Genomic DNA, 25,965 nt, shown 5'->3' with positions numbered 1-25,965 from the left:
CCATTGAGCCCGGAAAGAATATGTTATAAAAACATAACATGTCAACCGAATCGAAAGACGACCTCGTCTTCAAAGCCTTGTCCAATGGACTGCGCCGTCAGATGCTCGACGCCATGAAGCACGCGCCGCAGACGACCGGCATGCTCTGCGAGCAATTTGCCAATCTCGATCGTTGCACCGTCATGCAACATCTGAAGGTACTGGAAGAGGCCGAACTGGTGCTCGCACGCCGCGAGGGCCGCGAGCGCTGGAACCATTTGAACGCTTTGCCGATCCAGGCCATTCACGACCGTTGGATCAGCCAGTACGCGGGGCACGCCATGTCGATCCTCTCCGCCCTGCAGCAGGGACTGGACCAATCGTCGGAGTGATGGTTTCGACTTTCCATCGCCCGGCTTTCTTCGTAAGAACGCCCTGACAACACAATCTAGGGACATGGTCGTGCGCTACCTCATCACCGGCACCGCGGGCTTCATCGGCTTTCATCTCGCCAAGCGATTGATCGACGAGGGACATTTCGTGGTCGGCTTCGACGGCATGACGCCCTATTACGACGTGACGCTGAAGCAGCGTCGGCATGAGATTCTCGCGCGTTCGAACGGCTTCAAGGCTGTCGTCGGCATGCTGGAGGATCGGGCGGCGCTGAACCATGCCGCGGAGATTGCCGAGCCCGAGGTCATCATCCACCTCGCGGCCCAGGCCGGTGTCCGCTACAGCCTTGAAAATCCCAAGGCCTATGTCGATTCCAATCTCGTCGGCTCGTGGAACATTCTGGAACTGGCGCGGGAGCTCGGACCCAAGCACCTGATGCTCGCTTCGACCTCCTCGATCTATGGCGCCAACGAGAAGATCCCGTTTGCGGAGACCGATCGCGCCGACGAGCCGATGACGCTCTATGCGGCCACCAAGAAATCGGTGGAACTGATGGCGCACAGCTATGCCCATCTCTACAAGGTTCCAACCACGGCCTTCCGCTTCTTCACGGTCTATGGTCCCTGGGGCCGACCTGACATGGCGCTGTTCAAGTTCGTCGATGCCATCCACAAGGGACAGCCGATCGATATCTATGGCGAAGGCCGCATGAGCCGCGACTTCACCTATATCGACGACCTCGTCGAAGGCATTCTCAGGCTCTCGCACGTGGCGCCGGCGGAAGACAACCGCGTGCCCTCCGAGAAGGCTGAGGATACGCTGTCGCGCCAGGGACCGTTCCGCGTCGTCAACGTCGGCGGCGGCCAGCCGGTCGAGCTGATGACGTTCGTCGAAACGGTCGAGAGAGCGGTCGGCAAGCCGGCACTGCGCAACATGCTGCCGATGCAGCAGGGCGACGTACCGCGCACCTATGCCTCCCCCGATCTTCTGGAGGCATTGACAGATTTCAAACCCTCAATCCCGGTGGAAGAAGGCGTGGCGCGCTTTGCCGCATGGTATGAGGAATACTACAATGTTGGCGGGAAAGCCGGATCCTCAGCCTCGCAGGCATAGATACGCGCAGACCAGCATGGTTTCCGCGTTTGCGGACAAGAGCTCGCCAGACAACAAAGGAAAGAGCCAATGAAAATCACAATGATCGGCGCCGGCTATGTAGGCCTCGTCTCCGGTGTGTGTTTTGCGGATTTCGGCCACGACGTCGTCTGTCTCGACAAGGATGAGAACAAGATCGATGCGCTGATGCAAGGGCGCATTCCGATCTTCGAACCCGGTCTCGACCAACTGGTGGCCAGCAACGTCGCCTCGGGTCGACTGTCGTTCACGACCGATCTCGTGTCCGCCGTCGCCGACAGTGACGTCATTTTCATCGCCGTCGGCACCCCTTCCCGCCGTGGCGATGGCCATGCCGACCTCTCCTACGTCTATGCAGCGGCCCGCGAGATCGCCGAGAACCTCAAGGGGTTCACCGTCATCGTCACCAAGTCCACCGTTCCGGTCGGCACGGGCGACGAGGTCGAGCGCATCATTCGCGAAACCAATCCGGACGCCGATTTCGCTGTCGTCTCCAATCCGGAATTCCTGCGCGAGGGTGCGGCGATCGAGGACTTCAAGCGGCCTGACCGTATCGTCATCGGTGTTGCCGATGATGACGCGCGGGCGCGTGACGTCATGACCGAAGTTTACCGGCCGCTCTATCTCAACCAGTCGCCGCTCGTCTTCACGTCGCGCCGCACCTCCGAACTGATCAAGTATGCCGGCAATGCCTTCCTGGCGATGAAGATCACCTTCATCAACGAGATGGCCGATCTCTGCGAAAAGGTCGGCGCCAATGTCCAGGACGTCGCCCGCGGTATCGGCCTCGACGGCCGCATCGGCTCGAAGTTCCTGCATGCCGGCCCCGGCTACGGCGGCTCGTGCTTCCCCAAGGACACGCTGGCCCTGGTCAAGACCGCGCAGGACCATGATGCGCCCGTCCGGCTCGTAGAAACCACCGTTGCGATCAACGACAACCGCAAGCGGGCAATGGGCCGCAAGGTGATTGCGGCTGCCGGCGGCGACGTGCGCGGCCACAAGATTGCGATCCTCGGCCTCACCTTCAAGCCGAACACCGACGACATGCGCGACAGCCCGGCGATCGCCATCGTGCAGACGCTGCGGGATGCCGGCGCTCACATTATCGGCTACGATCCGGAAGGCATGGAGAACGCCAAGAAGATCATCGACGGCATCGACTATGCCAGCGACCCCTATGAAGCGGCCAACGAAGCGGATGCGCTGGTGATCGTGACCGAATGGAACGAGTTCCGCGCGCTTGACTTCCGCCGCCTGAAGTCTGTGATGAAGACACCTATTCTGGTCGACCTCAGGAACATCTACCGTCAGGACGAGGTTGCCAAGCACGGCTTTGCCTATTCCAGCATCGGCCGGCCCCTCTGAGCGGTTTTGGCCTGCGGGAGGCCGCGCAGCGAATGGCGCGGCCGCCTATGCCTTTGGAATCGGCAGCGGCGGCAGAGCTTCCCAACTCTTGCCGGCAAGGATGACGCAGCTGCGGCCGTTGACGTCGGTGACGATCAATGTCCAGCTGCCGTTATCGGCCGCATAGACTTCCATGATCGCCTGAGGGTTGATGAGCGCCGTCGCGGCCGGCTTTTCCCGATATTGCCTCGCCAGAAACTCGATCACCTCGGACCGGGCGGCGCAATTTATCGGGGCTTGCGAAACTGCCGGAACCGGGCGCGCCATCACCCCGGCCGTCAGAAGCGCGGCCAACACGAAGCCGCGGATCACCTTGCGTACCATCACGCAACTCCTTTCACCGGACGCCCGGCGGAGGAGGAGTTTCCGCTGACCTTTTCCGCCGTGGATCCGGCTGCTCATCGGCACACTGCTTACACAACTGCGCAGGTGCCACGATAGAGAGAGTATGGCGGAAAGCCGCGATTATTACAATTATCTAAACTATAGACCGTCTGTCGGAGGCGCCGCGCATCCTACAGCGCCGCGCGTCTGATCAGACGCGCAAAGGTCGCTGTAGTACTTTGAATTACTGCATGTCTTCGTCCTTAAATCGAGGTCGATTTAAGGACGAAGACATGCAGTAGATGACGCGCGACGTTCAGCATCGCTGCGGAAGCTGCTACTTGCGCTTCATCGCCTCCATCAAGGCCGCACCAAAGGCACCCTGCGACGGCGCTTGCGGTTTCTGCTGGCGCATGGGCGCGCTGCGGTTGCCGCCGTTCGGTGCGCTGCCACGGGTCTCTCGGCCTGTTTCAGCGCCACCGTCCTTGCGCATCGTCAACCCGATGCGCTTGCGGGGAACATCCACCTCGGTGACGCGGACGGTGACGACATCCCCGGCCTTCACCACTTCATGCGGGTCCTTGATGAAACGATCCGCGAGCTGGGACACATGGACGAGGCCATCCTGGTGCACACCGATATCGACGAAGGCGCCGAACGCCGCGACGTTGGTGACGGTGCCCTCGAGCTGCATGCCGACCTTCAGGTCCTTGATGTCGTCGACGCCCTCGGCAAAGGTCGCCGTCTTGAAGCTCGGGCGCGGGTCGCGGCCCGGCTTTTCAAGTTCGGCGAGAATGTCCTTGACGGTCGGCAGGCCGAAGCGTTCGTCCACGAAGGTCCGCGGGTCGAGTTGCTTCAGGGCGGCACTGTCGCCCATCAGAGCGCGCACGTCGCGGCCGCAGGCGGCGACGATCTTCTTGGCGACGCCATAGGCTTCCGGATGGACGGAAGAGGCGTCGAGCGGCTCCTTGCCGTTCGGGATGCGCAGGAAGCCTGCGCACTGTTCGAAGGTGCGGGCGCCGAGCCGCGGCACGTTCAACAGTTCCTTGCGGCTTCCAAACGGCCCGGTCGCGTCACGATGGGCGACGATCGCCTCGGCCGAGGATTTTCCGAGGCCGGACACACGGGCAAGCAGCGGCGCCGAAGCCGTGTTGACGTCGACGCCGACGGCGTTCACCGCGTCTTCCACAACGGCGTCCAGCGAGCGGCTGAGCTTCGACTGGTCGACGTCGTGTTGATACTGGCCGACGCCGATCGACTTCGGCTCGATCTTCACAAGCTCGGCCAGCGGGTCCTGCAGGCGGCGCGCGATCGAGACCGCGCCGCGCAACGAAACGTCAAGGCCGGGGAACTCCAGGGCAGCGGTTTCGGAAGCCGAATAGACCGATGCCCCAGCCTCCGAAACGATGACCTTGGTCGGCTTCGGCGCCGGCAGTTGCGAGAGCATATCGGCGACGAGCTTCTCCGTCTCGCGGCTGCCGGTGCCATTGCCGATCGCGATCAGCTCGACCTTGTGCTTGCGGACGAGCGAAGCGAGTTCGGCCTGCGTGCCGCGAACGTCGTTCTTCGGTGGGAACGGGTAGACGGTCGTCGTTTCGAGCAACTTGCCCGTGCCGTCAACCACTGCGACCTTGACGCCGGTGCGGATGCCCGGATCGAGGCCCATCGTTGCCCGCGATCCCGCAGGCGCGGCAAGCAACAGGTCCTTGAGATTGCGAGCAAAAACGTGGATCGCCTCTTCTTCAGCACGCTCGCGCAGTTCGCGCATCAGGTCGAGCGACAGCGACATCGAGAGCTTCACGCGCCAAGTCCAGCCGATCATTTCCGAGAGCCATTTGTCCCCCGGCAGATGGGCGCTGACATTGTAGGCGGCAGCGATCATCCGCTCGACCGGCTTTACCGGTGAGGTATCGTCCTGGTCGACAACGATATCGACGGAGAGAACCTCTTCGTTCCAGCCGCGCAGCATCGCCAGCGCCCGATGACCGGGCGTCGTCGCCCAGCGCTCGGAATGGTCGAAGTAGTCCGAGAACTTGGCGCCGGCTTCCTGTTTGCCGTCGACCACCTTGGCGCGCAGGAAGGCGGCACCCTTCATGTGGCTGCGCAGGCGGCCGAGCAGATCGGCGTTCTCCGTCATACCCTCGGCGATGATGTCGCGGGCGCCGTCAAGCGCCGCCTTCACATCAGCCACCTCGGCGGTCAGGAAGGCAGCTGCGCGATCGGCCGGCGCGACGGAGCGATCGGAAAGGATCGCTTCGGCGAGCGGCCCGAGGCCACGTTCGCGGGCGATCTCCGCCTTGGTGCGGCGCTTCGGCTTGTAGGGCAGATAGATGTCTTCAAGTTCCGCCTTGGTTTCGACGGCGGCGATCTTGGCTGCGATTTCCTCGGTCAGCTTGTCCTGTCCGCGGATCGATTCGAGGATCGATGCCCGACGCGCCTCGAGTTCGCGCAAGTAGGTCAGCCGCTCCGACAGCACGCGCAATTGCGTGTCGTCCAGGCCGCCGGTCACTTCCTTGCGGTAGCGCGCGATGAACGGCACCGTCGCCCCTTCGTCCAGCAGCTCGACAGCGGCTGTAACCTGCGAAGGTGCTGCCTTGATTTCGCTGGCAATGATGGCGGCGATGGATTTAGCGGGGTTGGCCATGGGGAATTCCGTCTTTCCTGCAGCGCTTGGAAGCGCTGCACGTTTTGTCCTTGGATCGGAGATGATCTGCGGGAAACAGGCAGTCGTTTGGTCGGCGACCATAAAGGCGCAGAGCTTCAAGGCCAAGTGAAGGCCTTCGGGGGAAATTCCGAACTCCACAGAAGATGGGCCAGCGCCATCCCGTGTCGACCTATGGCGACAGGGATGGCCCTTGGATCAGACCGCGATTGCAGCCGGTTCGATACGTTCTTCGGCCGGCGCCTCATCCCAATTGTTGACCGGCTCGAGCGGCGGCCGACGCTTTTCGAACTCGATCAATTGCCGCTCCCGCTCCTCGATGTAGTCGCGCGAAGCCGGCACGGCATCGAGAGAAGGCGACAGCTGAAGCTGAAAGATGAAGTGCTTGTCATAGAGGAAAGCCGTTTCGGAAGCGGCCAGATAGAATTCCCACATACGGAAGAAGCGCTCGTCATAGAGCCTGACTGCCTCTTCGCGGCGTGCGGCGAAACGCTCACGCCAGGCCCGCAAGGTCCAGGCGTAGTGCATCGGCAGGATCTCGATATCCTTCACCAGCAGCCGCATACGCTCGACTGACGGCAAAACTTCGGAGAGAGCGGGGATGTAACCGCCGGGGAAGATATACTTTTCGATCCACGGATTGGTTGCCCATGGCTTGTAGACCTGGCCGATCGAATGCAGCAGCATGACGCCTTCCGGCTTCAGCAGCTCCTTCATCTTGTTGAAGAAATTTCCGTAATTGCCGATGCCGACATGCTCGAACATGCCGACGGAGACGATGCGATCGAACTGCCGGCCCTCAAGGGTGCGGTAGTCCTGCAGTTCAAAGCGGACGCGATCGGAAAGACCGCGCCTGGCGGCACGATCACGGGACACCTTCAGCTGCTCTTCGCTGAGCGTGATGCCGGTGACCTCGACACCGGAGGATTCGGCCAGATACATGGCCATCCCGCCCCAGCCGGAACCGACCTCCAGCACCTTCTGCCCCGGTTCCAGCAGGAGCTTTGCGGCGATGTGCCGCTTCTTGGCAAGCTGGGCGGCATCGAGCGAAATACCCCGCGGCTGGAAATAGGCGCAGGAATATTGCCAGTCCTCGTCGAGGAACAGGTTGAAGAGTTTGCGATCGAGATCGTAGTGATGGGCGACGTTGTGCCGGTTGCGATTGACGGGCATTCGGCTTCGCAACTGCTGGCGCAGGACGTGCTGCAGCGCCGTCACCGTGTTGGCAAACGTTGCCGCATTCTCCAGCCCGTTGGTCTTGACGATCGAAAGCACGTCGAAGATGTCACCTCTTTCGATGGCGACCCGCCCATCCACGTACATTTCACCAAAACGAAGACCCGGGTCCCGGACGATCGCATTCTCCGCCTCCGCATCGATAATGCGGATCGATGTCGGCTTTCCGGTGCCGTCACCCAAAACGACCTGTTCACCGGAGGAAAAAATCACCGTCAGATTGCCGTTGCGCACCAGACGGCGAAGCAAAGTCAACAATGCTGCATTCATATCCCACCCCTACCAGACCTACATACGTGTCCTGGTGCATGAGAGATGCGAAGGGTCGGCTCTTTCGGGGCTTCCGGGGGTTGCGCGAGCGCGCATTGGGAACAGACGCGAGCGCGTCCGGAAGCGGCGAGAACCGGCTCGGGCGTGGCCTCACGGGCATCCAGCGGGCGCGTCGGGCTCCTCGTGCTTGCGCCGCCGTGAATTCGTCAGGCCAGCCGCCATCGGGCTCCTATCCATCAGAACTTCCATTAATTTAGGAAGCTTCAATCGATTGGCAATGGGCTCTTTGTGGCCCCTCATAAATTTGTTTCCTTAGCAATTGCTGAGAAAAAGACCTAGGCGCCAATGACGCCTCGCCCTGCCAGGCGGGCGCGATCATGTGGGCGATCGAAATCTAGCAATGGGCCCGCGGGAACGATGCGGGTCGGATTGATGTGGGCAATGCCGTAGTAACCGCGCTTGATGTGATCGATGCGCACGCTCTCACGAACGCCCGGCCACTGGTAGATTTCACGCAAGTAGTTCGACAACGCCGGGTAGTCCTCGATCCGGCGGATGTTGCACTTGAAGGCGCCGTGATAGGCCGCATCGAAACGAACCAGGGTGACGAACAGGCGGATGTCGGCCTCGGTCAGGTACTCGCCTGCGATGTAGCGGTTGTCCGTAAGGTGCGTCTCGAGTTCGTCGAGCATGTCGAACAGGCTCGACACCGCCTCATCATAGGCTTCCTGCGTCTTTGCAAAGCCAGATCGATAGACGCCGTTGTTGACCCGTTCGTAGATCGGGCCGTTCCAGCGGTCGATGTCCGCGCGCAGCGTCTCCGGATAAAAATCGAGCCGGTTGCCGGTCAGTTGATCAAAACCTGAGTTCAGGATGCGGATGATGTCGGCGGACTCGTTGTTGACGATCCGACCCTCCTGCATATCCCAGAGAACCGGTACCGAGACCTTGCCGGTATAGGTCGCATCGCTCGCCACATAGAGTTCATGATGGAAGCGGATCTTGTCGACACGTTTGCCGGCATCGACGGGTTCATCATAGCTCCAGCCATCCTCACCGAGCTCCGGGTTGGATACCGTAAGTCCGACGATCTGCTGCAATCCCTTGAGGTTGCGGAAGGCGATCGTGCGCGAGGCCCAGGGGCAGAGATAGGAAACGAACAGGCGATAGCGCCCAGCCTCGGCCGGCAGCGCCGGCTGGCCATCTGGGCCCGGGCTTCCGTCCGGAGTGATCCAGCGATGAAAGCGCGTCGGCTCCCGGTGGAATGCGCCGCCCTTCATCTCGCTGGCCGCGACGTCGCCCTTGACCCATTTTCCCTCGACAAGCTGCGGCATCTCTTTTCTCCGGATCGCAAAATCAGCGACAGTTACCTCTCACAGGGTTCGGCTGAGGGTCAATTGCGCGCGCGGGTGACACATCGTTCGCAATCCGCGACACGCACGCGAAACGTGCACGATCATCGTCGCGCCACATTGTCGGGCAATCCCGATTGCAAGAGGAGAATCGGGATGAAGAAAGCGCTCGCCGCTATCGTGATTTTTGCCGCCATCGTCTGGGGGATGAACACGTCGCTGTTTATCGCGCCGCCGGCGGCCTCAGCGAAACTGCTCGCACACCGAGGCGTCCACCAGACCTATCCGAAGGCGAATGTCAGCAACGACACCTGCACGGCAACGATCATCGACACGCCGCAGCATCCCTATCTCGAAAACACGATCGCCTCGATGCAGGCTGCCTTCGATGCCGGCGCCGATGTCGTCGAACTCGACGTGCATCTCACACCGGACAAACAGTTCGCCGTCTTTCACGACTGGACACTCGACTGCCGGACCGAAGGCAAGGGCGTGACCGAGGAAACGCCGATGGTGACGCTGAAGTCTCTCGATATCGGTTATGGCTACACCGCCGATGGCGGCCGATCCTTCCCGTTCCGTGGCAAGGGCGTGCGCCAGATGCCGACGCTGGACGAGGTGCTGGCCGCCCTCCCCGACCGCAAGTTCCTGGTCAACTTCAAGAGCCGGCGCGCCGAGGAAGGCACGGCACTCGCCACGCTGCTCGAAGCGCAACCGCAATGGCGGCAAGCAGTGTTCGGCGTCTATGGTGGCGAGGAACCGACCCGCGAGGCACTGAGGCACCTGGAAGGAATGCGCGGCTATGACCGGACATCGACGATGGCGTGCCTGACGCGTTATCTCGGCTACGGCTGGACCGGCCTGATGCCGGAGGCCTGCAAGGACACATTTGTCATCGTGCCCGGCAATTATGCGCACTTTCTCTGGGGATGGCCCGACCGTTTTGCCCAACGCATGAAAGCGGCCGGAAGCGAGATCATCCTGCTCGGTCCCTATCACGGCGGCGACTTCACCACCGGGATCGATACGATGCAGGATCTGGAATTGGTCCCGCCGGGGTTTTCCGGCTACATCTGGACCAATCGTATCGAGATGATCGGCCCGGCCCTGGGAAAGCGGCAGGTCGCCGAGGCAAGGGCGATCTGAGGCAGCATTCAAGGCACGGTCTGCCGCCTTCCGGCATCGATCCTATCGCTTCGAGAACAATCGTCGTGACGTTCGCAGTGCCCGATATCCTGTCCGATACGCAAAAAGGTCCGTTCTCAAGGGAGGACGGGGAGCTTGTTTCAAAGCACAGAGAAAGCGCATATCGGGGTCGTGATACTGCCGGCGGCTGCGACTGCATAAGTCCTAACATCGGAGTCGATTTAAGGATTTGTGCTGAAGACCTAAAGTGTTGCGGCGACTTCGCGCGTCTCGATGGACAGGTGCTGCTGCAACGCGACACCCGTCCTAAACGGGTGCCGAGCCATGTTGATCCGGGTCAGGACACCCAGGCTTATCGCGGGAACTCGAGGCCCATTTCGCGGAAGCGCTCGGGGTCGTCGCCCCAGTTCTCACGCACCTTGACGAACAGGAAGAGGTGCACCGGCTGCTCGAGGATCTCGGAGATCTCCTTGCGCGACGCCGTCGAGATCGCCTTGATAGCATCGCCGTTCTTGCCGAGCGCGATCTTCTTCTGGCTCTCGCGTTCGACGTAGATCACCTGTTCGATGCGAACCGATCCGTCCTTGCGCTCTTCCCACTTCTCGGTTTCGACATGCGAGGCATAGGGAAGCTCCTGATGCAGGCGCAGAAACAACTTCTCGCGGGTAATTTCGGCCGCGAGCTGGCGCATCGGTAGATCGGAGATCTGGTCTTCCGGATAGTACCAGGGACCTTCCGGCAAAGTCTCAGCGAGGTAATCCATCAGATCCTTGCAGCCCGAGCCGTTCAGCGCCGAGATCATGAAGGTGCGCTCGAACTTGATCGTCTCGTTGGCCGCAGCCGCCAGCTTCAAAAGATCCTCCGGACGCACCTGGTCGATCTTGTTCAACACAAGGATCTTCGGCTGGTGCACTTCCTTCAGCCCTTCGAGGATCGCTTCCGCATCGCCCTTCAGGCCCCGCTCGCTGTCGATCAGGAGCATGATCACGTCGGCGTCCTTGGCTCCGCCCCAGGCGGTCGTGACCATGGCGCGGTCGAGCCGGCGGCGCGGCTTGAAGATGCCGGGCGTGTCCATGAAGACGATCTGGGCGTTGTCGTGGATCGCGATGCCGCGCACGATCGCGCGCGTGGTCTGCACCTTGTGGCTGACAATCGACACCTTGGCGCCGACGAGGCGGTTGACCAAAGTCGACTTGCCTGCGTTGGTCGCGCCGATCAGCGCCACGAAACCCGAGTGGGTCGGCGCGCCTTCGGCGGCCGTATCTTTTTCCATATCCGTCATTTTTTCCGTCAATTTCCGGCGGAATTCTTCCGCCACACGCCTTCGCGTTCCAGCAATTTCATCGCAGCGATCTGCTCGGCGCCACGCTTGGACCTGTCGATCCCGGTCTCCGGTGCAACCCCCGATATCTCCACGGTTACCGTGAAGCGGGGATCATGGTCCGGGCCGGAACGATCGTCAGTCCTGTATGTCGGTGCGCTGCCGAACTTGGCATGCGCCCATTCCTGCAATTCGGTCTTCGCATCGCGGCGGGCGCCGTCAGCGCGGACCGCCCTATCCTTCCAATGGCGCAGCACGAAGCCGCGCGCAGCCTCAAGGCCGCCATCGAGGTAGATGGCGGCGATGAGCGACTCTACCACATCGGCGCGCACATTCATCATCGCCTTGCCGGTAATCTTCTTGACGTCGGAACCGGTGCGGATGAACTGGTGCAGTTCCAGATCGTCGGCGACCTTGGCGCAGCTCTCAGCACTGACGAGCTGGTTCAGGCGTACCGACAGCTCGCCTTCATTTGCATCGCGAAACGTCTGGAACAGAAGTTCGGCAACGCAGAGCCCGAGAACCCGGTCGCCCAGGAACTCCAGGCGCTGATAGTTGGAGCCCTTGGCGCTACGGGCGCTGGAATGGGTGAGCGCCCGATCCAGGCGCTCCTTCTCAGCAAACTGATAGCCAATCACGGTCTCGAGCTTTGCCCGATCCTCCGCGCTCAGCGACCGCGACTTCATTATTCGACCGCCTTGAACAGACGATCGTAGCGCAGGTTCGCCGGCCATTTCCAAACTTCGCGGAACGAGGTGTCATTGCCGAGAGAGAAGAAGATCATGCTGGCGCGGCCCACCAGGTTCTCGACCGGGACGAAGCCGACGTCGAAGCGGCTGTCGGCCGAGTTGTCGCGGTTGTCGCCCATCATGAAATAGTGGCCTTCGGGCACGATGAATTCGCGGGTGTTGTCGCCGCGCGAATCCGGGAACTGGTCGAGCGTGTCGTAGGACACGCCATTGTCCATCGTTTCGCGATAGACCGGGACGTCGCCGCCGGTGTCGTACTGGTCATCGGCGCGGAAGGCGCCGTCCGGCACGCGGTCGACGGGCTTGTCGTTGATGTAAAGGATGCTGTTGCGCACCTGGACGCGATCACCCGGCAGACCGACGAGGCGCTTGATGTAGTCGATGTCGGGGTTCGGTGGGAAGCGGAAGACGACGATGTCGCCACGCTTCGGCTCGCTGGCGAAAATGCGGCCGGAGAACAGATCGGGAGAAAGCGGCAGCGAATACTTGGAGAAGCCGTAGGCGAACTTGTTGACGAAGATGTAGTCGCCGACGAGCAGCGTCGGCATCATCGAGCCCGAGGGAATGGTGAAGGGCTGAAAGAGAACGGTACGGATGACCACCGCCAGGAGCAGCGCCTGGATAACGACCTTCACGTTTTCCCAGAGACCGCTCTGCTTCGCTTCTGTCTTTTCTGCCACGCTTTTGTCTTCCTTTATCATGGCAACGCCCTCACCGGGGCTTGCTCTCAACTTTCTTCCGCAGTTTTGATCCCACCTTCAAACTGCGTACACCCCGGTCTCATATGCTGCAGATTGCCTGCCCTTCAATCGCCTCGGACCGGGTTTTCCAGCGGAATGCTCTAAACCGTTCCCTCAACCGGGGCAACGGGCAGCGCTTCGATAATCACGAAGGCTTGAGCCAGAGGAAAATCGTCGGTGATCGTCAGGTGAATGGCCGCCCGGTGACCGGGCGGCAGCATTTGCACCAGACGCTCCGCCGCACCACCGGTAAGGTTCATTGTCGGTTTACCGCCGGGCAAATTGATGACGCCCATGTCCTTCCAGAAGACGCCCTGCGCGAGACCCGTGCCCAGCGCCTTCGAACAGGCTTCCTTGGCGGCGAACCGCTTGGCGTAGGACGCAGCCCTATTTTTCCGGCCATCGGACTTGGCGATCTCGACATCGGTGAAACAGCGCTGCACGAAGCGCTCGCCGAAGCGAGAAAGCGAGTTTTCGATCCGCCTGATGTCGATCAGGTCGCTACCTATGCCTATGATCATGAAGGAGGTCCGAAGTCTTTGGTGCGCGCCCGGCGCCGCTTCTGAAAGATGCGAGCAGCGTGGAAGGCTGCAAGATAGGAAATCAACGCGCCGGCGGCGGCCAGCGGCACGGAGCCGATCAGCATCGGCTTGAAGACCGGTCCCCAGAGAGCGGAAAGGTCAAAGTGCTCGACCATGCGCATCACGTCGGCGCTGCTGGCGGCATGTGCGCTTTCCACGCCCAAGATGGCGGTGCCGAGTTCGTAGGACGCGGTCAGGATCATCGGGATCGTCACCGGGTTGGCAAGCGCGGTGGTGATCGCGGCGGCAACCAGATTGCCCGAAAAGACGAAGGCCAAAGCGACGGCTATGACGATGTGCAGGCCGAAGAACGGCGTAAACGACGACGCCGCGCCGGCAGCCACGCCAACGGCAATGGAGTGCGGCGTCGAGGAGAGGCGCAGGATCCGCAGGGCGATATACCGCGGACCACGCCGAAAGCCCTTGCGCGGCCAAAGGAGCGCGCGGAGCCTTTCGGAAATCGTGACCGGTTTTCTGCGTCTGAATAACATTCTGCCGTCATGACCGCATCTTGGAGCCGTCGACCGGCACAAGACGGCGCGTCCGCCTTTCTGCTGGCCGCAAGATAGGCGTCATGCCTCCCGCTTGCAACCCGCCGGCGCGCCGCGCACGTGTCGCAGGCGAGCCATTCACCGAACGCATGGCTTCAGCATCCCGCCTCAAGACGGGACGCGATCGACTTAGTAGTTGCGGAACAGGCCGCGATCGATCTGGCGCTGACGGTACTCGAGATCGATGCGATCGACCGAGCTATTGAGATAGGCGAGCTCGCGCTCTTCCTGAGTGGGGACGCGCAGTGCGCGGGTGATCTTCTTCAACTGATTGAACATGGCAAACCTCTTTGTTTACCTCCCGATACAGAAGATAGTTTAGAGACGCCTTTTCCACCAGCTCCAGGAAAAGGCGGCAGCCATGCAATCACCGCATGCCTTGCCGCTTTGCCATGCACCTCGCGCCTATTTTTGAGGCAACGACATCCAGAACAGATCCGCCAACGGGCACGCGGCTTTGCAGGCCGCCGTGCCGATCGGCTCATTCGAACAGGCGCTTCACCATCGACACGCTCGGCAGCTCCTTCAGCTGCGTGATCAGGTGGTTCAGCTGGCGCAGGTCCCAGACTTCGAGATCGAACTGCAGCTCGCTGAAATCCGCCGCCACGCGGCCCATCGATAGTGAGCGGATATTGACGTCGCTGGTCGCTATCGCCTGGGCCACTTCGGCCAGCGTTCCCGGCTCGTTCAAGGCGCTGATCGCGATGCGAGCCATGAAGCGGCTGCTGTTGGCTTCATCCAGATCCCAGCGCACATCGATCCAGCGCTCCGGTTCATCGTCGAATTTCTGCAGGATCGGCGACTGGATCGGATAGATGGTGATGCCCTTGTCCTTTTCCATGATGCCGACGATACGGTCGCCGGGAATGGCACCGGCGGGGCTGAAATGCACCTCGGCATTGCCGGAGAGACCACGGATTGGAAGTGCTTCCGGCCCTTCGACCTGGACTGCGCCGTTCGCGTCCTTTCCAAGCCCCGGCAGCTTGAACACCATGCCGGCGGCGCTACGCATGTTGAACCAGCCATCGTCTGCGCTCGGCTTCACCGTCACGCGCTCATCCTGGTGGTCAGGGAAGACCGCGCGCAGGACATCGAGCGAGGAGAGTTCGCCGCGACCGACTGCGGCAATCGCGTCTTCGACTTCCTTCTGGCCGAGACGATGCAGCGCCGGCTTCAACGCTTCGCGCGAAAACGTCTTGCTGGCGCGCTCGAAGGTGCGTTCCAGAATGCGATAGCCGAGACCGGCATATTGCTTGCGAATGGCGGCGCGCGTGGCACGACGGATGGCCGACCGCGCCTTGCCGGTGACGACGATCTCTTCCCAGGCCGGCGGCGGCACCTGAATGCCCGAGCGGATGATCTCCACCTCGTCGCCATTGTTGAGACGCGTTACCAGCGGCATGATGCGGCCGTTGATCTTGGCGCCAACGCAAGTGTCGCCGATATTGGTGTGTACGGCGTAGGCGAAGTCGATCGGCGTCGCGCCACGCGGCAGCGCGATGAGCTGCCCCTTGGGCGTGAAGCAGAACACCTGGTCCTGAAACAGCTCGAGCTTGGTGTGCTCGAGGAACTCTTCGGGATTGTCACCCTCGGCCAGGGATTCGATCGTGCGCCTCAGCCATGAATAGGCATTCGACGTCGGCGACAGGGCCGGATCCGCCGAATTCCCCTCCCCATCCTTGTAGAGCGAATGCGCCGCGATACCGTATTCGGCGATATCGTTCATGCGCCGCGTGCGGATCTGCAGCTCGATACGCTGGCGCGAGGGCCCCACGATCGTCGTGTGGATCGACTGGTAGTCGTTCTGCTTCGGCGTCGAGATGTAGTCCTTGAAGCGACCGGGAACGACGCGCCAGCGGGTGTGGACGATGCCGAGTGCCCGATAGCAGGACGGGATGTCATCGACGATGATGCGGAAACCCCAGACGTCGGAGAGCTGTTCGAACGACAGCGACTTCGACTGCATCTTGCGGAAGACCGAATAGGGCTTCTTCTGCCGGCCCTTGACCTGTGCCGCCTTCAGGCCCTCAGCTTGAAGCAACTCGCGCAATTCGTCTTCGATCTTCTTGATCAGACCTTCGTTGCGCTGGGAAAGTTCTTCCAGCCGCCTGGTGACCGTCTCGAAAGCCTCCGGATTGATGTGCCGGAACGAGAGGTTTTCGAGCTCCTCGCGCATGTCCTGCATACCCATGCGGCCAGCGAGCGGCGCATAGATATCCATCGTTTCTTCGGAGATGCGGGCCCGCTTCTCCGCCGACATGTGGTCGAGCGTGCGCATGTTGTGCAGACGGTCAGCAAGCTTGACCAGCAACACGCGCACATCGTCCGAGATCGCCAGCAGCAGTTTGCGCAGGTTCTCGGCCTGTTTGGCCTTCTTGGTGACGAGATCGAGCTTCTTGATCTTCGTCAGCCCCTCGACGAGTGCACCAATGTCTTCGCCGAAGAGATCATCGATCTCCTGCCGAGTCGCCGTCGTATCTTCGATCGTATCGTGGAGCAGCGCGACCGCGATTGTCGACTCGTCGAGCCGCATTTCCGTCAGGATCGCCGCCACTTCCAGGGGATGAGAGATGTAGGGATCGCCGCTTGCCCGCTTCTGCTGGCCATGCTTCTGCATCGCATAGACGTAGGCCTTGTTCAGCAAGGCTTCATTGACGTCGGGCTTGTATTTTTGCACGCGCTCAACGAGCTCGTATTGGCGCATCATTCGCTAGCGGTCCTCTAGATCAGGATGATTAGGTCGAGACGACCTAAAATCATAAACGTGATCGTTTCTCATAAGGCAGAGCGGGATGCGGGCGGAAAACCGCGTCCACTTCTCCTCATATCGCCCCAGAAGAAATCAATAAAAAAGTGCGCCAATCATACGAGTGGCGCACTGCTTTGAAAACACGCAGGAACGGTCGTTCCGCGAAGGATCTCAGTAGTCGTCGCTCTTTTCCGGCGGTACAAGACCTTCGATGCCGGCCAGCAGTTCTTCTTCCGACATGCGGTCGAACGTGATCGCCTCCGGCTGATCTTCGTCTTCGGCAACTTCGGTGAAGGTGGTTTCGGCTTCCGACTGAAGCAGCGAGGCCGGATCGGGCTCGGGCTCGTCCACTTCAACATGCTTCTGCAGCGAATGGATCAGATCTTCCTTGAGGTCGCCGGGAGAAAGCGTCTCATCGGCGATCTCGCGCAGCGCAACGACCGGGTTCTTGTCGTTGTCGCGGTCGATGGTGATGGCGGCACCCTGGGAAATCAGGCGCGCGCGGTGGCTGGCAAGCAGAACGAGTTCGAAACGGTTATCGACCTTGTCGATGCAATCTTCGACGGTGACGCGGGCCATTGCCTGTCCTTTTGGGCTCGAAGCGCGGCGGCATCGCCGCTGCACGGATTGACGACACGAAACCGGAACGGCCGTCTAGCGACGGCCTCGTCGGCTCCGATTTCTGGAATTAGCCGCCCGGATACAATCAAAACAAGACAAGTTCAAGTTTTTCCTTCAAGTGGTGCTCACGTAACGTCACACATCGTGATAAAATGCGATTGGAATGGGGCTGGAGAACCTTTCGTCACACACTCTGGTTGCATCGTTAACCACGATGCGAAAACGCCTGGTAGAAAAGGCTTTCAAGGGGTGTGGACGACCTATAGCAACTGCTAAAACTAGCTATATTCGCCGGCACCCGGCTGGAATAATGCAATGCCTAAGCCTACATTATTTGCAATATCAGCAATTATTAATGTAAACGACTTATTTTCGCGTATCGGCCGGCGGTGCCATTTGATGCGCCGGCATTGAAAAAGGAAAGACGATGTTCGACCCCCGCGAAAAAATCGCACTCTTTATCGACGGCGCCAATCTGTACGCGGCCTCGAAGAGTCTCGGCTTTGACATCGACTATCGCAAACTCCTGAAGGCATTCCAGAAGCGCGGCTATTTGCTGCGCGCCTATTACTACACTGCGCTCATTGAAGATCAGGAATACTCTTCAATCCGCCCGCTGATCGACTGGCTAGACTATAACGGTTACAAGGTCGTGACGAAGCCAGCCAAAGAATTCACCGACTCACTCGGTCGCCGCAAGATCAAGGGCAACATGGATATCGAGCTGGCGATCGATGCGATGGAACAGTCCGAGACCGTCGATCACCTCGTCATCTTCTCCGGTGACGGCGACTTCACCACGCTCGTCGAAGCGCTGCAGCGCAGGGGCCGCAAGGTCTCGGTCGTATCAACAATGTCCACCCAGCCGCCGATGATCGCCGACGACCTTCGTCGCCAGGCCGATCACTTTATCGACCTCGCCACGCTGCGGGCCGAAATCGGCCGCGAGCCTTCCGAACGCACGCCGCGGCACACGGCCGAGCCGGTGGCTGACCCCGTCGAAATCTAAGGCAGCACCTCTTTGAAACTGCCCCTTCAGGGCGGCAGTGCGCGTCGCAATTCGAGAACTGTTGAATGACCTGAGCAGGCGGTGGCAGCGCGCGACCGTCCACACATCATCGGCCCGTCGTTGTCATTGGCATTGATGCGGGTCGACCAAGGATCGCTTAGCCGCGATCCTTCAGCAGCCGGTTCTTCTGCCGGTTCCAATCGCGCTCTTTCGAGGTCTCGCGCTTGTCGTGGAGTTTCTTGCCCTTGCCGAGCGCCAGTTCGAGCTTGGCCCGGCCGCGCTCGTTGAAGTAGATGCGCAGCGGGATCAGCGACATGCCTTCGCGATTGACCGCACCCTGCAGACGATTGACTTCGCGCTTCGACAAAAGCAGCTTCCGCCTGCGTCGCGTTTCATGGTTGAAGCGGTTCGCCTGCAGATATTCAGGCAAATAGGAGTTGATCAGCCAGATCTCTCCGCCTTCATCCGTCGCATAGGATTCGGCAATGTTGGCCTTGCCTTCACGCAACGACTTGACCTCGGTGCCGGTCAGAACCAGGCCGGCCTCGTAGGTGTCGACGATCTCGTAGTTGAAGCGGGCCTTTCGGTTTTCCGCCACAACCTTGTTGACCGTGCGCTGGCTTCCTTTGGGTGCCATCAGTTCATCAATCCTGCATGCCTCAGCGCCGCGTCGATTGCCGCTTCGGTCGCCGGCTCCAGCGTTGGCAAGAGCGGCGAACGCACGGTACGGCTCATCCGGCCAAGGCGGTTCAGTGCATATTTCGCGCCGCAGAGACCCGGCTCCATGAAGATCGCCTTGTGAAGCGGCATCAGCTTGTCCTGGTAGTCGAGCGCCTTGGCGTAGTCACCGGCAAGCGTTGCTTCCTGGAACTCGGCGCAAAGACGCGGAGCGACGTTGGCCGTGACGGAAATGCAGCCGACGCCACCGTGCGCGTTGAAGCCGAGCGCGGTGGCGTCCTCGCCGGAAAGCTGCACGAATTCCGGGCCGCAAGCCATGCGCTGCTCGGATACACGCTCAATCTTTCCGGTCGCGTCCTTGACGCCGATGATGTTCGCATGGGCCTTGCTGAGCGCCGCCATGGTCTCGACACTCATGTCCACGACGGAGCGGCCGGGAATGTTGTAGATGACGATCGGCAGCTTCACGCTTTCGGCGATCGCGGCATAGTGGGCGATCAATCCCTTCTGCGTCGGCTTGTTGTAGTAGGGCGTCACCACCAGGATCGCGTCGGCACCAGCCTTTTCGGCGTGCTGGGCGAGCTCAACTGCTTCCGTCGTGTTGTTGGAGCCGGCGCCGGCGATCACCGGTACCCGCTTGGCGGCCGCCTCGATGCAGAGTTCGACGACTTTCTTGTGCTCGTCATGGGAAAGGGTCGGAGACTCACCGGTGGTGCCGACCGGCACGAGACCATGGCTGCCTTCTTTTATCTGCCATTCCACATGCGCGACGAAACCATCCGCATCCACCGCGCCGGTGGCGGTGAATGGTGTTACGAGAGCGGGAATGGAACCCTTGAACATGCACAACTCCTGACGGCGCAAAGACGCAAAATGCACTCATGCTTTGGCCGTAATCGACGGTTAAAAAACTGCCGCACCATAATCATGTGAGGGGGCTGCGGCAAGCGTCGTGACACGGCATTTCACGCCGGTTTTCGTGCAAAAGCTTGACGTTTGGCTCGTACAATGATCCCGCCCAGCCATCGGCCCGGAGCGGCGTGGTGCGATTGTCATGATCAATATTGGCCGCTAGTCTTGCCTCAGACAATCCGGCGGCAGCTGAATGTGAGACACGGGGAACACGGCCTCTTGATGCGCGGATCATACTTTTTGCCTGTCGCCGCCATCGTCGGCGCAGCATTGCTCACATCGCCGGCACTCAGTTCCGAAACGCTGGAACGAGTACCGGTTCCGGCGCGTAAACCCGACATATCGAACACGGCTGCGCAGGTTGCCGCGGACGAGACCACCAATGCCATTCCGGCGATCGTGACCCCGGTCAACAGCGATCTGAAGACGGGCCTCGACGCCCTCTCCAACCGGCAGCCGGCGACAGCGATCGCCGTGCGTGATGCGATGAACCGCGATGCGCTCGACCGTCACATCCTGACCTGGGCGATAGCCGTTTCCGGCCAGCGCGGCATTCCTTCCTTCGAGATCGCCGATGCCCAGCGCGAACTTCAGGGATGGCCCGGCCTGAAATCCCTGCGCGCCAATTCGGAGCGGGCGCTCTATCGCGAAAACCCGGCGCCGCCTGACGTCCTTGCCGCATTCGGCAACACGCAGCCCGAGACAACCGAGGGGACCCTCATCCTGGCCCGGGCCCTGGTCGCCCAAGGACAAGCGGAAGCAGCAGCGAAACGGTTGCGTGCCGTCTGGCAACAGGACGCGCTCGACAAGGACATGGAGACCCGGATTCTCGCGGAGTTTTCACGCCTACTGACGCCCGTCGATCATCAGCGGCGCATGGCCATGCTCCTCTACCGCAACCGCGTCGAACAAGCCGAACGCTTTGGCGATCTCGGTAAGGCGCAGTCGCTCTATCGTGCCTGGGCGGCGGTCAACCGCGGCAACGACAAGGCAGATGTGCTGATCGCAGCGGTCGATCCGTCCTGGCGCAAGGATCCCGCCTATCTCTTCATTCAGATCGAGTCCTTGCGCAAACAGAAGAAATACGAGGAAGCGGCGAAGTTGCTTGCCCGTATGCCAAAGGACAGAGGGGTGCTCGTCAATCCTGGCGAATGGTGGGTCGAGCAACGTGTTGTCAGCCGAGGCCTGCTCGACGCCGGTGACTTCAAGGGTGCCTACCGGATCGCGGCCGGGCATATGGCCACGGAGGCGACCGATATCGTCGATGCCGAATTCCACGCCGGCTGGTACGCGCTGCGCGGCATGGAAGATCCGGCAATCGCAGCTCGCCATTTCCGTCGCATCCTCGACGCTTCCAACCGCCCGCTTTCAGCCTCTCGCGCCTGGTACTGGCTCGGCCGGTCGGCCGAGGCTGGTGGACCGGGCAATGCCCGCGAGTTTTTCGCCAATGCGGCGCGCTACCCCGGAACCTTCTACGGGCAACTCGCAGCTGCCCGGCTTGGCCGCAAGACACTGAATGTCGCCTACCCTGCCCCGTCGGCTGACGACCGAGCGCAATTCGAAAATCGTGAAGCGGTGCGTGCGATTGCCCGGCTTGAAAATGCCGGCCACGCCTGGCGCGCCGACAGCATCTATCGTGCGCTCGCCGACGAACTGACCAGTCCCGGCGAGCTCGCATTGCTTTCTGCGCGCGCGGAGAAGGCCGGCAACCACCAGCTTTCGCTCCAGGTCGGCAAGATTGCATTCGGACGCGGAATCGATGTCGCGGCCCTCGCCTTCCCCGTTGGCGTGATCCCTCCGAGCGCCAACATCGATGGTTCCGGCAAGGCGCTCGCCTATGCGATCGCGCGGCAGGAAAGTGCCTTCAATCCCGCAGCCATCTCTACCGCCAACGCTCGCGGCCTGCTGCAACTGATGCCCGGCACTGCAAAGGGTGTTGCCAGCCGCTACGGCCTTGCCTACTCGCAAGAGCGGCTGACCACCGATGCCGGTTACAACGCCACGCTCGGCGCCCACTATCTCGGCGAACAGATCAGCAGTTTTGGTGGGTCCTACATTCTCACCTTCATTGCCTACAACGCAGGACCGCGCCGTGTTCCGGAATGGCTGGGCCGCTATGGCGATCCGCGCGGAAAATCGATCGACGAAGTCGTCGACTGGATCGAGCGCATCCCATTCCAGGAGACCCGCAACTATGTACAGCGGGTGATGGAAAACTATCAGGTTTACAAATCGAGGCTCGGACAGAAGGCTGACATCGTCGAGGACCTGCGGATGGGACGACAATAGCCGAGCGCCATCGAATACGTTCAAGTAATCGTGATGATCGCGGGTGGCACAAAATGCGGCGTAAGCCATTTTCCTTCTGAAGGTTCGATCTTTCCTGAAGGAAATGGTGAACACAATGAAGACCTTATCCATTATCGCCCTGTCACTGGCGGCGGCAATGAGCAGCGTTCCTCCCGCCAATGCATTCCCTGTCGTTCCGCAGGTATCTCGAACGACCGACATTCAAAAGGCTCAGTTCCCATACGAGCGCGGTGAAGCCCGCAAGAATCGATCCAGCTGCGCCGTTCCTTACTGCGAATTCGGCGGTCGGCACGGCTACTATCGTGATCGCGATAGACGCGGATATTATCGGGACGGCTACTATCGGGATGGCTACTATCGCGACCGTTACCGCCGCCACTACGGGAATTATGACAACGATGTCGGTGCCTTCATCGGCGGGCTTGCGGCAGGCGCAATCGTCGGCGGATTGCTGAACCAACCGCGATACTACAATGGCCCACGAGCAGTCAGCGGCGATGCGCATACGCGCTGGTGCTACGCCCGATATCGGTCCTATCGTGCCTGGGACAACTCGTATCAGCCCTATGGCGGCCCTCGGCGACAGTGCAATTCGCCGTATTGATTGAGCAGGTGGCCGGTTTAGCGGTGAACCCGATTTTGGCTCTTGAAGTCGCATTCCGCTCGCTGGCGGCATCGGCGCAAACGTAGAATGACGCATCCATGCCAACGGCATGGCTTGCCCTTCCATTTCGAGCAGCTACGATCCTGCCGGTATCCGGGTGGAGGCTGGCAATGAATGAAGGCGAGTTTCGGGAACATTGCTTCCCTGCGGCTGATGGTTTGCAGCTCTACGCGCGGAGCTACGGCCCTGCCCGCAATACAACAGCAACGCCAATCATCTACTTGCCGGGCCTCACCCGCAACAGCCGTGATTTTCACGAACTTGCAATCTTTCTCGCTTCCCAATTAGGGGGTGGAAACACCGTCTTCTCACTCGATTATCGCGGCCGAGGCAATTCGCAGCGAGACGACGACAAGAGCCATTATTCAATTGCAATCGAAACGACAGACGTTATCGCGGCTTGCACCCATTTGGGGATTGACCGTGCAATTTTCGTCGGCACCTCGCGTGGGGGGCTGATCCTGCACCACCTCATCGGCCTTGCACCCGGCCTGGTCGCAGGCACTGTGCTCAACGATATTGGCCCCGTCATCGAAATCGGAGGCCTGCTGGCCATTCGAGACTATCTCAACAAAGCGCCAGTCGAGCCGATAAGTTGGGCTACTGCACCCGGATGTCTGCGAGAACTCCACGGGGCCGACTTCCCTATCCTTGGCGAAGGCGATTGGTTCGCAATGGCAAACGCAATCTACCGCGACGAAGGCGGCGTTCCGGTGCCTGATTTTGATCCGGCCATCGCGCGCCAGCTGCTGAGCTTGTCCGCTGAGATAGCGTTGCCCGATCTTTGGCCGCAATATGATGCCCTTTCCAGATGGCCACTTTTGGTCATCAGAGGCGAGCACTCCCGGCTCCTGTCGGAACGAACGGTCAAAGAGATGCTCAAGCGGAATCCCGGAGCGCTAGCCTTCACCGCACGAGGTCAAGGCCATGCGCCGTTGCTGCACCTTGATGGTCCGCGCCAAGCAGTAAGCGCTTTTCTCGGGACCATCACACCCCGGCGCTAGACCGCACAGATCAACTGTCCACCCGTCCCCTTTTGCGTTGGCTTCCGCAAGCGCATGCGCGCGGTTCAACCGGGTCGCCTGCCACCTCGCGACTAAGCATTGCACATTTCAAAAACGAAAAAACCCGGCTCGAAAGCCGGGTTTCTCTCTTCTGACCGAGGTCAGATGATATTAGAAGTCGCGCTGCAGACGGACGAAACCGAATACTTCGTCGTCGCTGTTGTCAGCATCCTTGTACTGAACCGATACGCGGGTAGCGAGGCCTTCGGTGATCTTGTAGTCAACCGTCAAGCCAGCCTGCCATGCGTCGTCGCTACCAAAGTCGGTGAACGAGTCTGCGAGGCTGCCGAAGTACTGAACGCCCGGGGTGATGGCGAGGCGGTCGGTGGCGTTGTAGCGGTACGAAGCTGCAACGGACCACTCAGAGGCGCTCCAGTACGTGTTCGGGTTCGAAGCCCAGATACCAGCGATCTGGAAGACGCCCGGGCCGAGGTCAGCCGAGAGCAGAGCGCGGAGTGCGCCTTCTTCCCATTCGGTGTCGTAGCCGCCGAGCAGGTCGAAGGAAACGCCGCCGACCGAAGCCGAAACGATACCGGAGACGCCGATGCCGTTTGCCTTGGTGGACCAGCCTTCGAGCTCGTCAACCGAGATACCAGCCTGGAACGAACCGCCGTCATAGAGGTAGGCAATCGAGTTGAACTCGGTGACGTTGCCGAGCGAGTCGGTTTCGCCGTTGATACCCTTATCCCACCAGTTGTAGAAGAAACCAGCCTTCAGGCCGCCGAGCTGGATGTAGGCTTCATCAACGTCGATGAAGTCGCTGTCGCCAGAGTCGGTGTCGTTGTCGGCGTTGAACTCAGCAGCGAAGAAGCCGGTGAGCGTGCCGTACTCGGTGTCGCTCTTGGCGTCGAACGAGATGTAAGCGCGCGAGAAGGCATCCCAGTCAGACGTGGAGTAGTTCGGGCCGCCGTTGTCGAGGAAGTCATGATCCGCCTGGTTGTAACGGCTCTGCGAGGCGTTGTCACCGAACGAAGTCTGGAAACGGATGAAGCCGCCGATCTTGAGGCAGGTTTCGGTGCCCGGGATGTAGAAGTAGCCAGTGCCGAAAGCGTCGCAAACGCGAACGTATTCCATGGGCTCCGGCTCGGCTGCGACGATTGCGTCGGCTGCCTGTGCGCCGGAAACTGCTGCGAGAGCAGCAGCGGAGCCGAGAAGAAGGCTCTTGATGTTCATTTCTGACCTCCAGTCAAAAGTTTCAAACGGGTCTGGGTATTTTGCTGAAGGACAGCTTTCCCTGCCCCATCCCCAACGTTCAAGAAGTCGGACGATCAACCGCCCTTGCTTCCGGAGTTGAAAATACAAGACCGGATCATTGGCGCAATGTCCAACTAGCGAGATCATGTGCTTTGCATCGCCCTTCGCCGAACCCTGTTGCTGAAACGACACAAAATCGCCGCAGACCCCGGAAGAAAATTAACAAAGCATTAAGAAAACCCTTTGGTGGCAGGGGTTTAGCATAAGGGAAGTGCACACGTCCTGTTTCAGAAAGAGGCAGAAAGCCGCTCAAATTAGGGGAAAGCACGGTCACAAACGCCGACTCCACCTCGGCGGCAACCGACTAAAACAGCATTTGCTTCAAGAAATGAGAGCTGAACGGATCGTTCGCAATCGAAAGATTCATCAGAATCAACGCCAAGATTCGCAAACCAAACCTATCCTTGATTCTGGTTCGGCGAGAATCGCGGCTGGCACCCGCAGGAAGACAACGTCAATCGATGGGCATCACCCGCGGCGATCTCTGAAGATGGTTGATGCCAGCACAGAGAGAGAGAGAGAGAGAGAGAGAGAGAGAGAGAGAGAGAGAGAGAGAGAGTGTGTGTGTGTGTGGACATCGGCTATGTCGCCACCATCGCGATTTTGCGAAGGCAGGGCAGAACAGACCATCGGCAGCCCATTCAGCGCGAAGCTGTCACCAAGCCTAAACTCGGACGGCTATTGATGTTTCTGGATAGATCAAGGGAATGGCGGAGAAGAAGGGATTCGAACCCTCGATACCGTTTCCGGTATACTCCCTTAGCAGGGGAGCGCCTTCGACCACTCGGCCACCTCTCCGTTAGCGCCTGACTAGTGACACTCAGCGGCCTTTGCAAGATTTTTTTGTCGGTTTCCAGCAATTCCC

At 60.4% G+C, this 25,965-nt stretch carries 23 protein-coding genes and 1 tRNA gene; 8 read left to right on the top strand and 16 right to left on the bottom strand.

The genetic code is table 11. The annotated features are described in order from the left end of the window. Positions 1-38: 38 nt before the first annotated feature. From PWG15_RS03925 to rkpK, 3 genes are all read left to right on the top strand, one after another. Entirely contained in the window at positions 39-371 is a 333-nt protein-coding gene (locus PWG15_RS03925; protein ID WP_275023208.1) for an ArsR/SmtB family transcription factor, read from the top strand. Between the two features lie 70 nt (positions 372-441). Further along, on the top strand, positions 442-1,485 hold the full coding sequence (locus tag PWG15_RS03920; RefSeq protein WP_275023207.1) for an NAD-dependent epimerase: 1,044 nt from the start codon (positions 442-444) through the stop codon (positions 1,483-1,485). A gap of 69 nt (positions 1,486-1,554) precedes the next feature. After that, entirely contained in the window at positions 1,555-2,868 is a 1,314-nt protein-coding gene (gene rkpK, locus PWG15_RS03915) for a UDP-glucose 6-dehydrogenase (RefSeq protein ID WP_275023206.1), read from the top strand. 45 nt (positions 2,869-2,913) lie between these two features. On the opposite strand, the gene PWG15_RS03910 is transcribed toward rkpK, so the two are convergent. From PWG15_RS03910 to PWG15_RS03895, 4 genes are all read right to left on the bottom strand, one after another. Further along, positions 2,914-3,231, bottom strand: coding sequence for a hypothetical protein (locus PWG15_RS03910; RefSeq protein WP_275023205.1), 318 nt, complete (start codon positions 3,229-3,231; stop codon positions 2,914-2,916). Between the two features lie 337 nt (positions 3,232-3,568). Further along, positions 3,569-5,875: a Tex family protein gene (locus tag PWG15_RS03905; protein WP_275023204.1), complete on the bottom strand. Its 2,307-nt coding sequence runs from the start codon at positions 5,873-5,875 to the stop codon at positions 3,569-3,571. 216 nt (positions 5,876-6,091) lie between these two features. Next, positions 6,092-7,399 carry a cyclopropane fatty acid synthase gene (locus tag PWG15_RS03900; protein WP_275023203.1) on the bottom strand — a complete coding sequence of 436 codons (1,308 nt, stop codon included), beginning with the start codon at positions 7,397-7,399 and terminating at the stop codon, positions 6,092-6,094. Positions 7,400-7,734: 335 nt separating this feature from the next. Further along, positions 7,735-8,733, bottom strand: a complete 999-nt coding sequence (locus tag PWG15_RS03895) for a glutathione S-transferase family protein (RefSeq protein ID WP_275023202.1) — start codon at positions 8,731-8,733, stop codon at positions 7,735-7,737. Positions 8,734-8,907: 174 nt separating this feature from the next. On the opposite strand from PWG15_RS03895, the gene PWG15_RS03890 reads away from it, so the two are divergent. Next, positions 8,908-9,897 (top strand): glycerophosphodiester phosphodiesterase family protein, encoded by a 990-nt coding sequence (locus tag PWG15_RS03890; protein WP_275023201.1) that lies wholly within the window; start codon positions 8,908-8,910, stop codon positions 9,895-9,897. 352 nt (positions 9,898-10,249) lie between these two features. Here the strand turns inward: PWG15_RS03890 and era are convergent, their stop codons facing one another. The 8 genes from era to rpoZ all read right to left on the bottom strand — a co-directional run bounded on the left by era (position 10,250) and on the right by rpoZ (position 17,167). After that, positions 10,250-11,179 (bottom strand): GTPase Era, encoded by a 930-nt coding sequence (era, locus tag PWG15_RS03885; RefSeq protein WP_057252807.1) that lies wholly within the window; start codon positions 11,177-11,179, stop codon positions 10,250-10,252. Between the two features lie 8 nt (positions 11,180-11,187). Continuing rightward, entirely contained in the window at positions 11,188-11,904 is a 717-nt protein-coding gene (gene rnc, locus PWG15_RS03880; protein WP_275023200.1) for a ribonuclease III, read from the bottom strand. Next, positions 11,904-12,647 carry a signal peptidase I gene (gene lepB, locus PWG15_RS03875; protein ID WP_275023199.1) on the bottom strand — a complete coding sequence of 248 codons (744 nt, stop codon included), beginning with the start codon at positions 12,645-12,647 and terminating at the stop codon, positions 11,904-11,906. The genes rnc and lepB overlap by 1 nt, the downstream gene beginning before the upstream one ends. 161 nt (positions 12,648-12,808) lie before the next feature. After that, positions 12,809-13,228 carry a holo-ACP synthase gene (gene acpS, locus PWG15_RS03870; protein WP_275023198.1) on the bottom strand — a complete coding sequence of 140 codons (420 nt, stop codon included), beginning with the start codon at positions 13,226-13,228 and terminating at the stop codon, positions 12,809-12,811. Beyond that, positions 13,225-13,779, bottom strand: coding sequence for a DUF2062 domain-containing protein (locus PWG15_RS03865; protein ID WP_275023197.1), 555 nt, complete (start codon positions 13,777-13,779; stop codon positions 13,225-13,227). Before PWG15_RS03865 ends, acpS begins: the two co-directional genes overlap by 4 nt. 189 nt (positions 13,780-13,968) lie before the next feature. After that, positions 13,969-14,118, bottom strand: a complete 150-nt coding sequence (locus PWG15_RS03860; RefSeq protein WP_065377015.1) for a DUF3563 family protein — start codon at positions 14,116-14,118, stop codon at positions 13,969-13,971. A 202-nt stretch (positions 14,119-14,320) separates the two neighbouring features. Further along, positions 14,321-16,546, bottom strand: a complete 2,226-nt coding sequence (locus PWG15_RS03855) for a RelA/SpoT family protein (RefSeq protein ID WP_275023196.1) — start codon at positions 16,544-16,546, stop codon at positions 14,321-14,323. 213 nt (positions 16,547-16,759) lie between these two features. Continuing rightward, the gene (gene rpoZ / locus PWG15_RS03850) at positions 16,760-17,167 is read right to left on the bottom strand and encodes a DNA-directed RNA polymerase subunit omega (protein WP_057252814.1); all 408 of its coding nucleotides are present in this window, start codon (positions 17,165-17,167) and stop codon (positions 16,760-16,762) included. Positions 17,168-17,636: 469 nt separating this feature from the next. Between rpoZ and PWG15_RS03845 the strand changes: the two genes are divergently transcribed. Further along, the gene (locus PWG15_RS03845) at positions 17,637-18,218 is read left to right on the top strand and encodes a LabA-like NYN domain-containing protein (protein WP_275023195.1); all 582 of its coding nucleotides are present in this window, start codon (positions 17,637-17,639) and stop codon (positions 18,216-18,218) included. A gap of 157 nt (positions 18,219-18,375) precedes the next feature. Here the strand turns inward: PWG15_RS03845 and smpB are convergent, their stop codons facing one another. Together smpB and dapA are read right to left on the bottom strand one after the other, a co-directional pair. Further along, positions 18,376-18,855: an SsrA-binding protein SmpB gene (smpB, locus tag PWG15_RS03840; protein ID WP_057252818.1), complete on the bottom strand. Its 480-nt coding sequence runs from the start codon at positions 18,853-18,855 to the stop codon at positions 18,376-18,378. Then, positions 18,855-19,739 (bottom strand): 4-hydroxy-tetrahydrodipicolinate synthase, encoded by an 885-nt coding sequence (gene dapA / locus PWG15_RS03835; protein WP_275023194.1) that lies wholly within the window; start codon positions 19,737-19,739, stop codon positions 18,855-18,857. The genes smpB and dapA overlap by 1 nt, the downstream gene beginning before the upstream one ends. Before the next feature lie 291 nt (positions 19,740-20,030). On the opposite strand from dapA, the gene PWG15_RS03830 reads away from it, so the two are divergent. The 3 genes from PWG15_RS03830 (at position 20,031) to PWG15_RS03820 (ending at position 23,786) form a co-directional block, all read left to right on the top strand. Further along, complete coding sequence (locus PWG15_RS03830; RefSeq protein WP_275023193.1) at positions 20,031-22,097, top strand: lytic transglycosylase domain-containing protein; 2,067 nt, start codon at positions 20,031-20,033, stop codon at positions 22,095-22,097. A gap of 115 nt (positions 22,098-22,212) precedes the next feature. Next, positions 22,213-22,722 (top strand): BA14K family protein, encoded by a 510-nt coding sequence (locus PWG15_RS03825; protein ID WP_275023192.1) that lies wholly within the window; start codon positions 22,213-22,215, stop codon positions 22,720-22,722. A 170-nt stretch (positions 22,723-22,892) separates the two neighbouring features. Continuing rightward, a complete protein-coding gene (locus PWG15_RS03820) occupies positions 22,893-23,786 on the top strand; it encodes an alpha/beta fold hydrolase (RefSeq protein WP_275023190.1) in 894 nt (297 codons plus the stop codon). A 171-nt stretch (positions 23,787-23,957) separates the two neighbouring features. Here the strand turns inward: PWG15_RS03820 and PWG15_RS03815 are convergent, their stop codons facing one another. Both PWG15_RS03815 and PWG15_RS03810 read right to left on the bottom strand, forming a co-directional pair. Beyond that, positions 23,958-25,019, bottom strand: a complete 1,062-nt coding sequence (locus tag PWG15_RS03815) for a porin (RefSeq protein WP_275023188.1) — start codon at positions 25,017-25,019, stop codon at positions 23,958-23,960. A gap of 789 nt (positions 25,020-25,808) precedes the next feature. Beyond that, positions 25,809-25,898, bottom strand: a tRNA-Ser gene (locus tag PWG15_RS03810). Positions 25,899-25,965 lie beyond the last annotated feature (67 nt).

The sequence above is a fragment of the Ensifer adhaerens genome (assembly GCF_028993555.1).
GTDB lineage: Bacteria > Pseudomonadota > Alphaproteobacteria > Rhizobiales > Rhizobiaceae > Ensifer > Ensifer adhaerens_I.
Note: the sequence above shows the minus strand (reverse complement) of the source record. Positions and strands in the feature narration are given on the sequence as shown.

What these genes read in the sequence shown, in the direction of transcription:
- PWG15_RS03925 (WP_275023208.1), top strand. Translation starts at nt 39, where the DNA reads ATGTCAACCGAATCGAAAGACGACCTCGTCTTCAAAGCCTTGTCCAAT.
- rkpK (WP_275023206.1), top strand. Translation starts at nt 1,555, where the DNA reads ATGAAAATCACAATGATCGGCGCCGGCTATGTAGGCCTCGTCTCCGGT.
- PWG15_RS03910 (WP_275023205.1), bottom strand. Translation starts at nt 3,231, where the DNA reads ATGGTACGCAAGGTGATCCGCGGCTTCGTGTTGGCCGCGCTTCTGACG.
- PWG15_RS03905 (WP_275023204.1), bottom strand. Translation starts at nt 5,875, where the DNA reads ATGGCCAACCCCGCTAAATCCATCGCCGCCATCATTGCCAGCGAAATC.
- PWG15_RS03900 (WP_275023203.1), bottom strand. Translation starts at nt 7,399, where the DNA reads ATGAATGCAGCATTGTTGACTTTGCTTCGCCGTCTGGTGCGCAACGGC.
- PWG15_RS03895 (WP_275023202.1), bottom strand. Translation starts at nt 8,733, where the DNA reads ATGCCGCAGCTTGTCGAGGGAAAATGGGTCAAGGGCGACGTCGCGGCC.
- PWG15_RS03890 (WP_275023201.1), top strand. Translation starts at nt 8,908, where the DNA reads ATGAAGAAAGCGCTCGCCGCTATCGTGATTTTTGCCGCCATCGTCTGG.
- era (WP_057252807.1), bottom strand. Translation starts at nt 11,179, where the DNA reads ATGACGGATATGGAAAAAGATACGGCCGCCGAAGGCGCGCCGACCCAC.
- rnc (WP_275023200.1), bottom strand. Translation starts at nt 11,904, where the DNA reads ATGAAGTCGCGGTCGCTGAGCGCGGAGGATCGGGCAAAGCTCGAGACC.
- acpS (WP_275023198.1), bottom strand. Translation starts at nt 13,228, where the DNA reads ATGATCATAGGCATAGGTAGCGACCTGATCGACATCAGGCGGATCGAA.
- PWG15_RS03865 (WP_275023197.1), bottom strand. Translation starts at nt 13,779, where the DNA reads ATGTTATTCAGACGCAGAAAACCGGTCACGATTTCCGAAAGGCTCCGC.
- PWG15_RS03860 (WP_065377015.1), bottom strand. Translation starts at nt 14,118, where the DNA reads ATGTTCAATCAGTTGAAGAAGATCACCCGCGCACTGCGCGTCCCCACT.
- PWG15_RS03855 (WP_275023196.1), bottom strand. Translation starts at nt 16,546, where the DNA reads ATGATGCGCCAATACGAGCTCGTTGAGCGCGTGCAAAAATACAAGCCC.
- rpoZ (WP_057252814.1), bottom strand. Translation starts at nt 17,167, where the DNA reads ATGGCCCGCGTCACCGTCGAAGATTGCATCGACAAGGTCGATAACCGT.
- PWG15_RS03845 (WP_275023195.1), top strand. Translation starts at nt 17,637, where the DNA reads ATGTTCGACCCCCGCGAAAAAATCGCACTCTTTATCGACGGCGCCAAT.
- smpB (WP_057252818.1), bottom strand. Translation starts at nt 18,855, where the DNA reads ATGGCACCCAAAGGAAGCCAGCGCACGGTCAACAAGGTTGTGGCGGAA.
- dapA (WP_275023194.1), bottom strand. Translation starts at nt 19,739, where the DNA reads ATGTTCAAGGGTTCCATTCCCGCTCTCGTAACACCATTCACCGCCACC.
- PWG15_RS03830 (WP_275023193.1), top strand. Translation starts at nt 20,031, where the DNA reads ATGCGCGGATCATACTTTTTGCCTGTCGCCGCCATCGTCGGCGCAGCA.
- PWG15_RS03825 (WP_275023192.1), top strand. Translation starts at nt 22,213, where the DNA reads ATGAAGACCTTATCCATTATCGCCCTGTCACTGGCGGCGGCAATGAGC.
- PWG15_RS03820 (WP_275023190.1), top strand. Translation starts at nt 22,893, where the DNA reads ATGAATGAAGGCGAGTTTCGGGAACATTGCTTCCCTGCGGCTGATGGT.
- PWG15_RS03815 (WP_275023188.1), bottom strand. Translation starts at nt 25,019, where the DNA reads ATGAACATCAAGAGCCTTCTTCTCGGCTCCGCTGCTGCTCTCGCAGCA.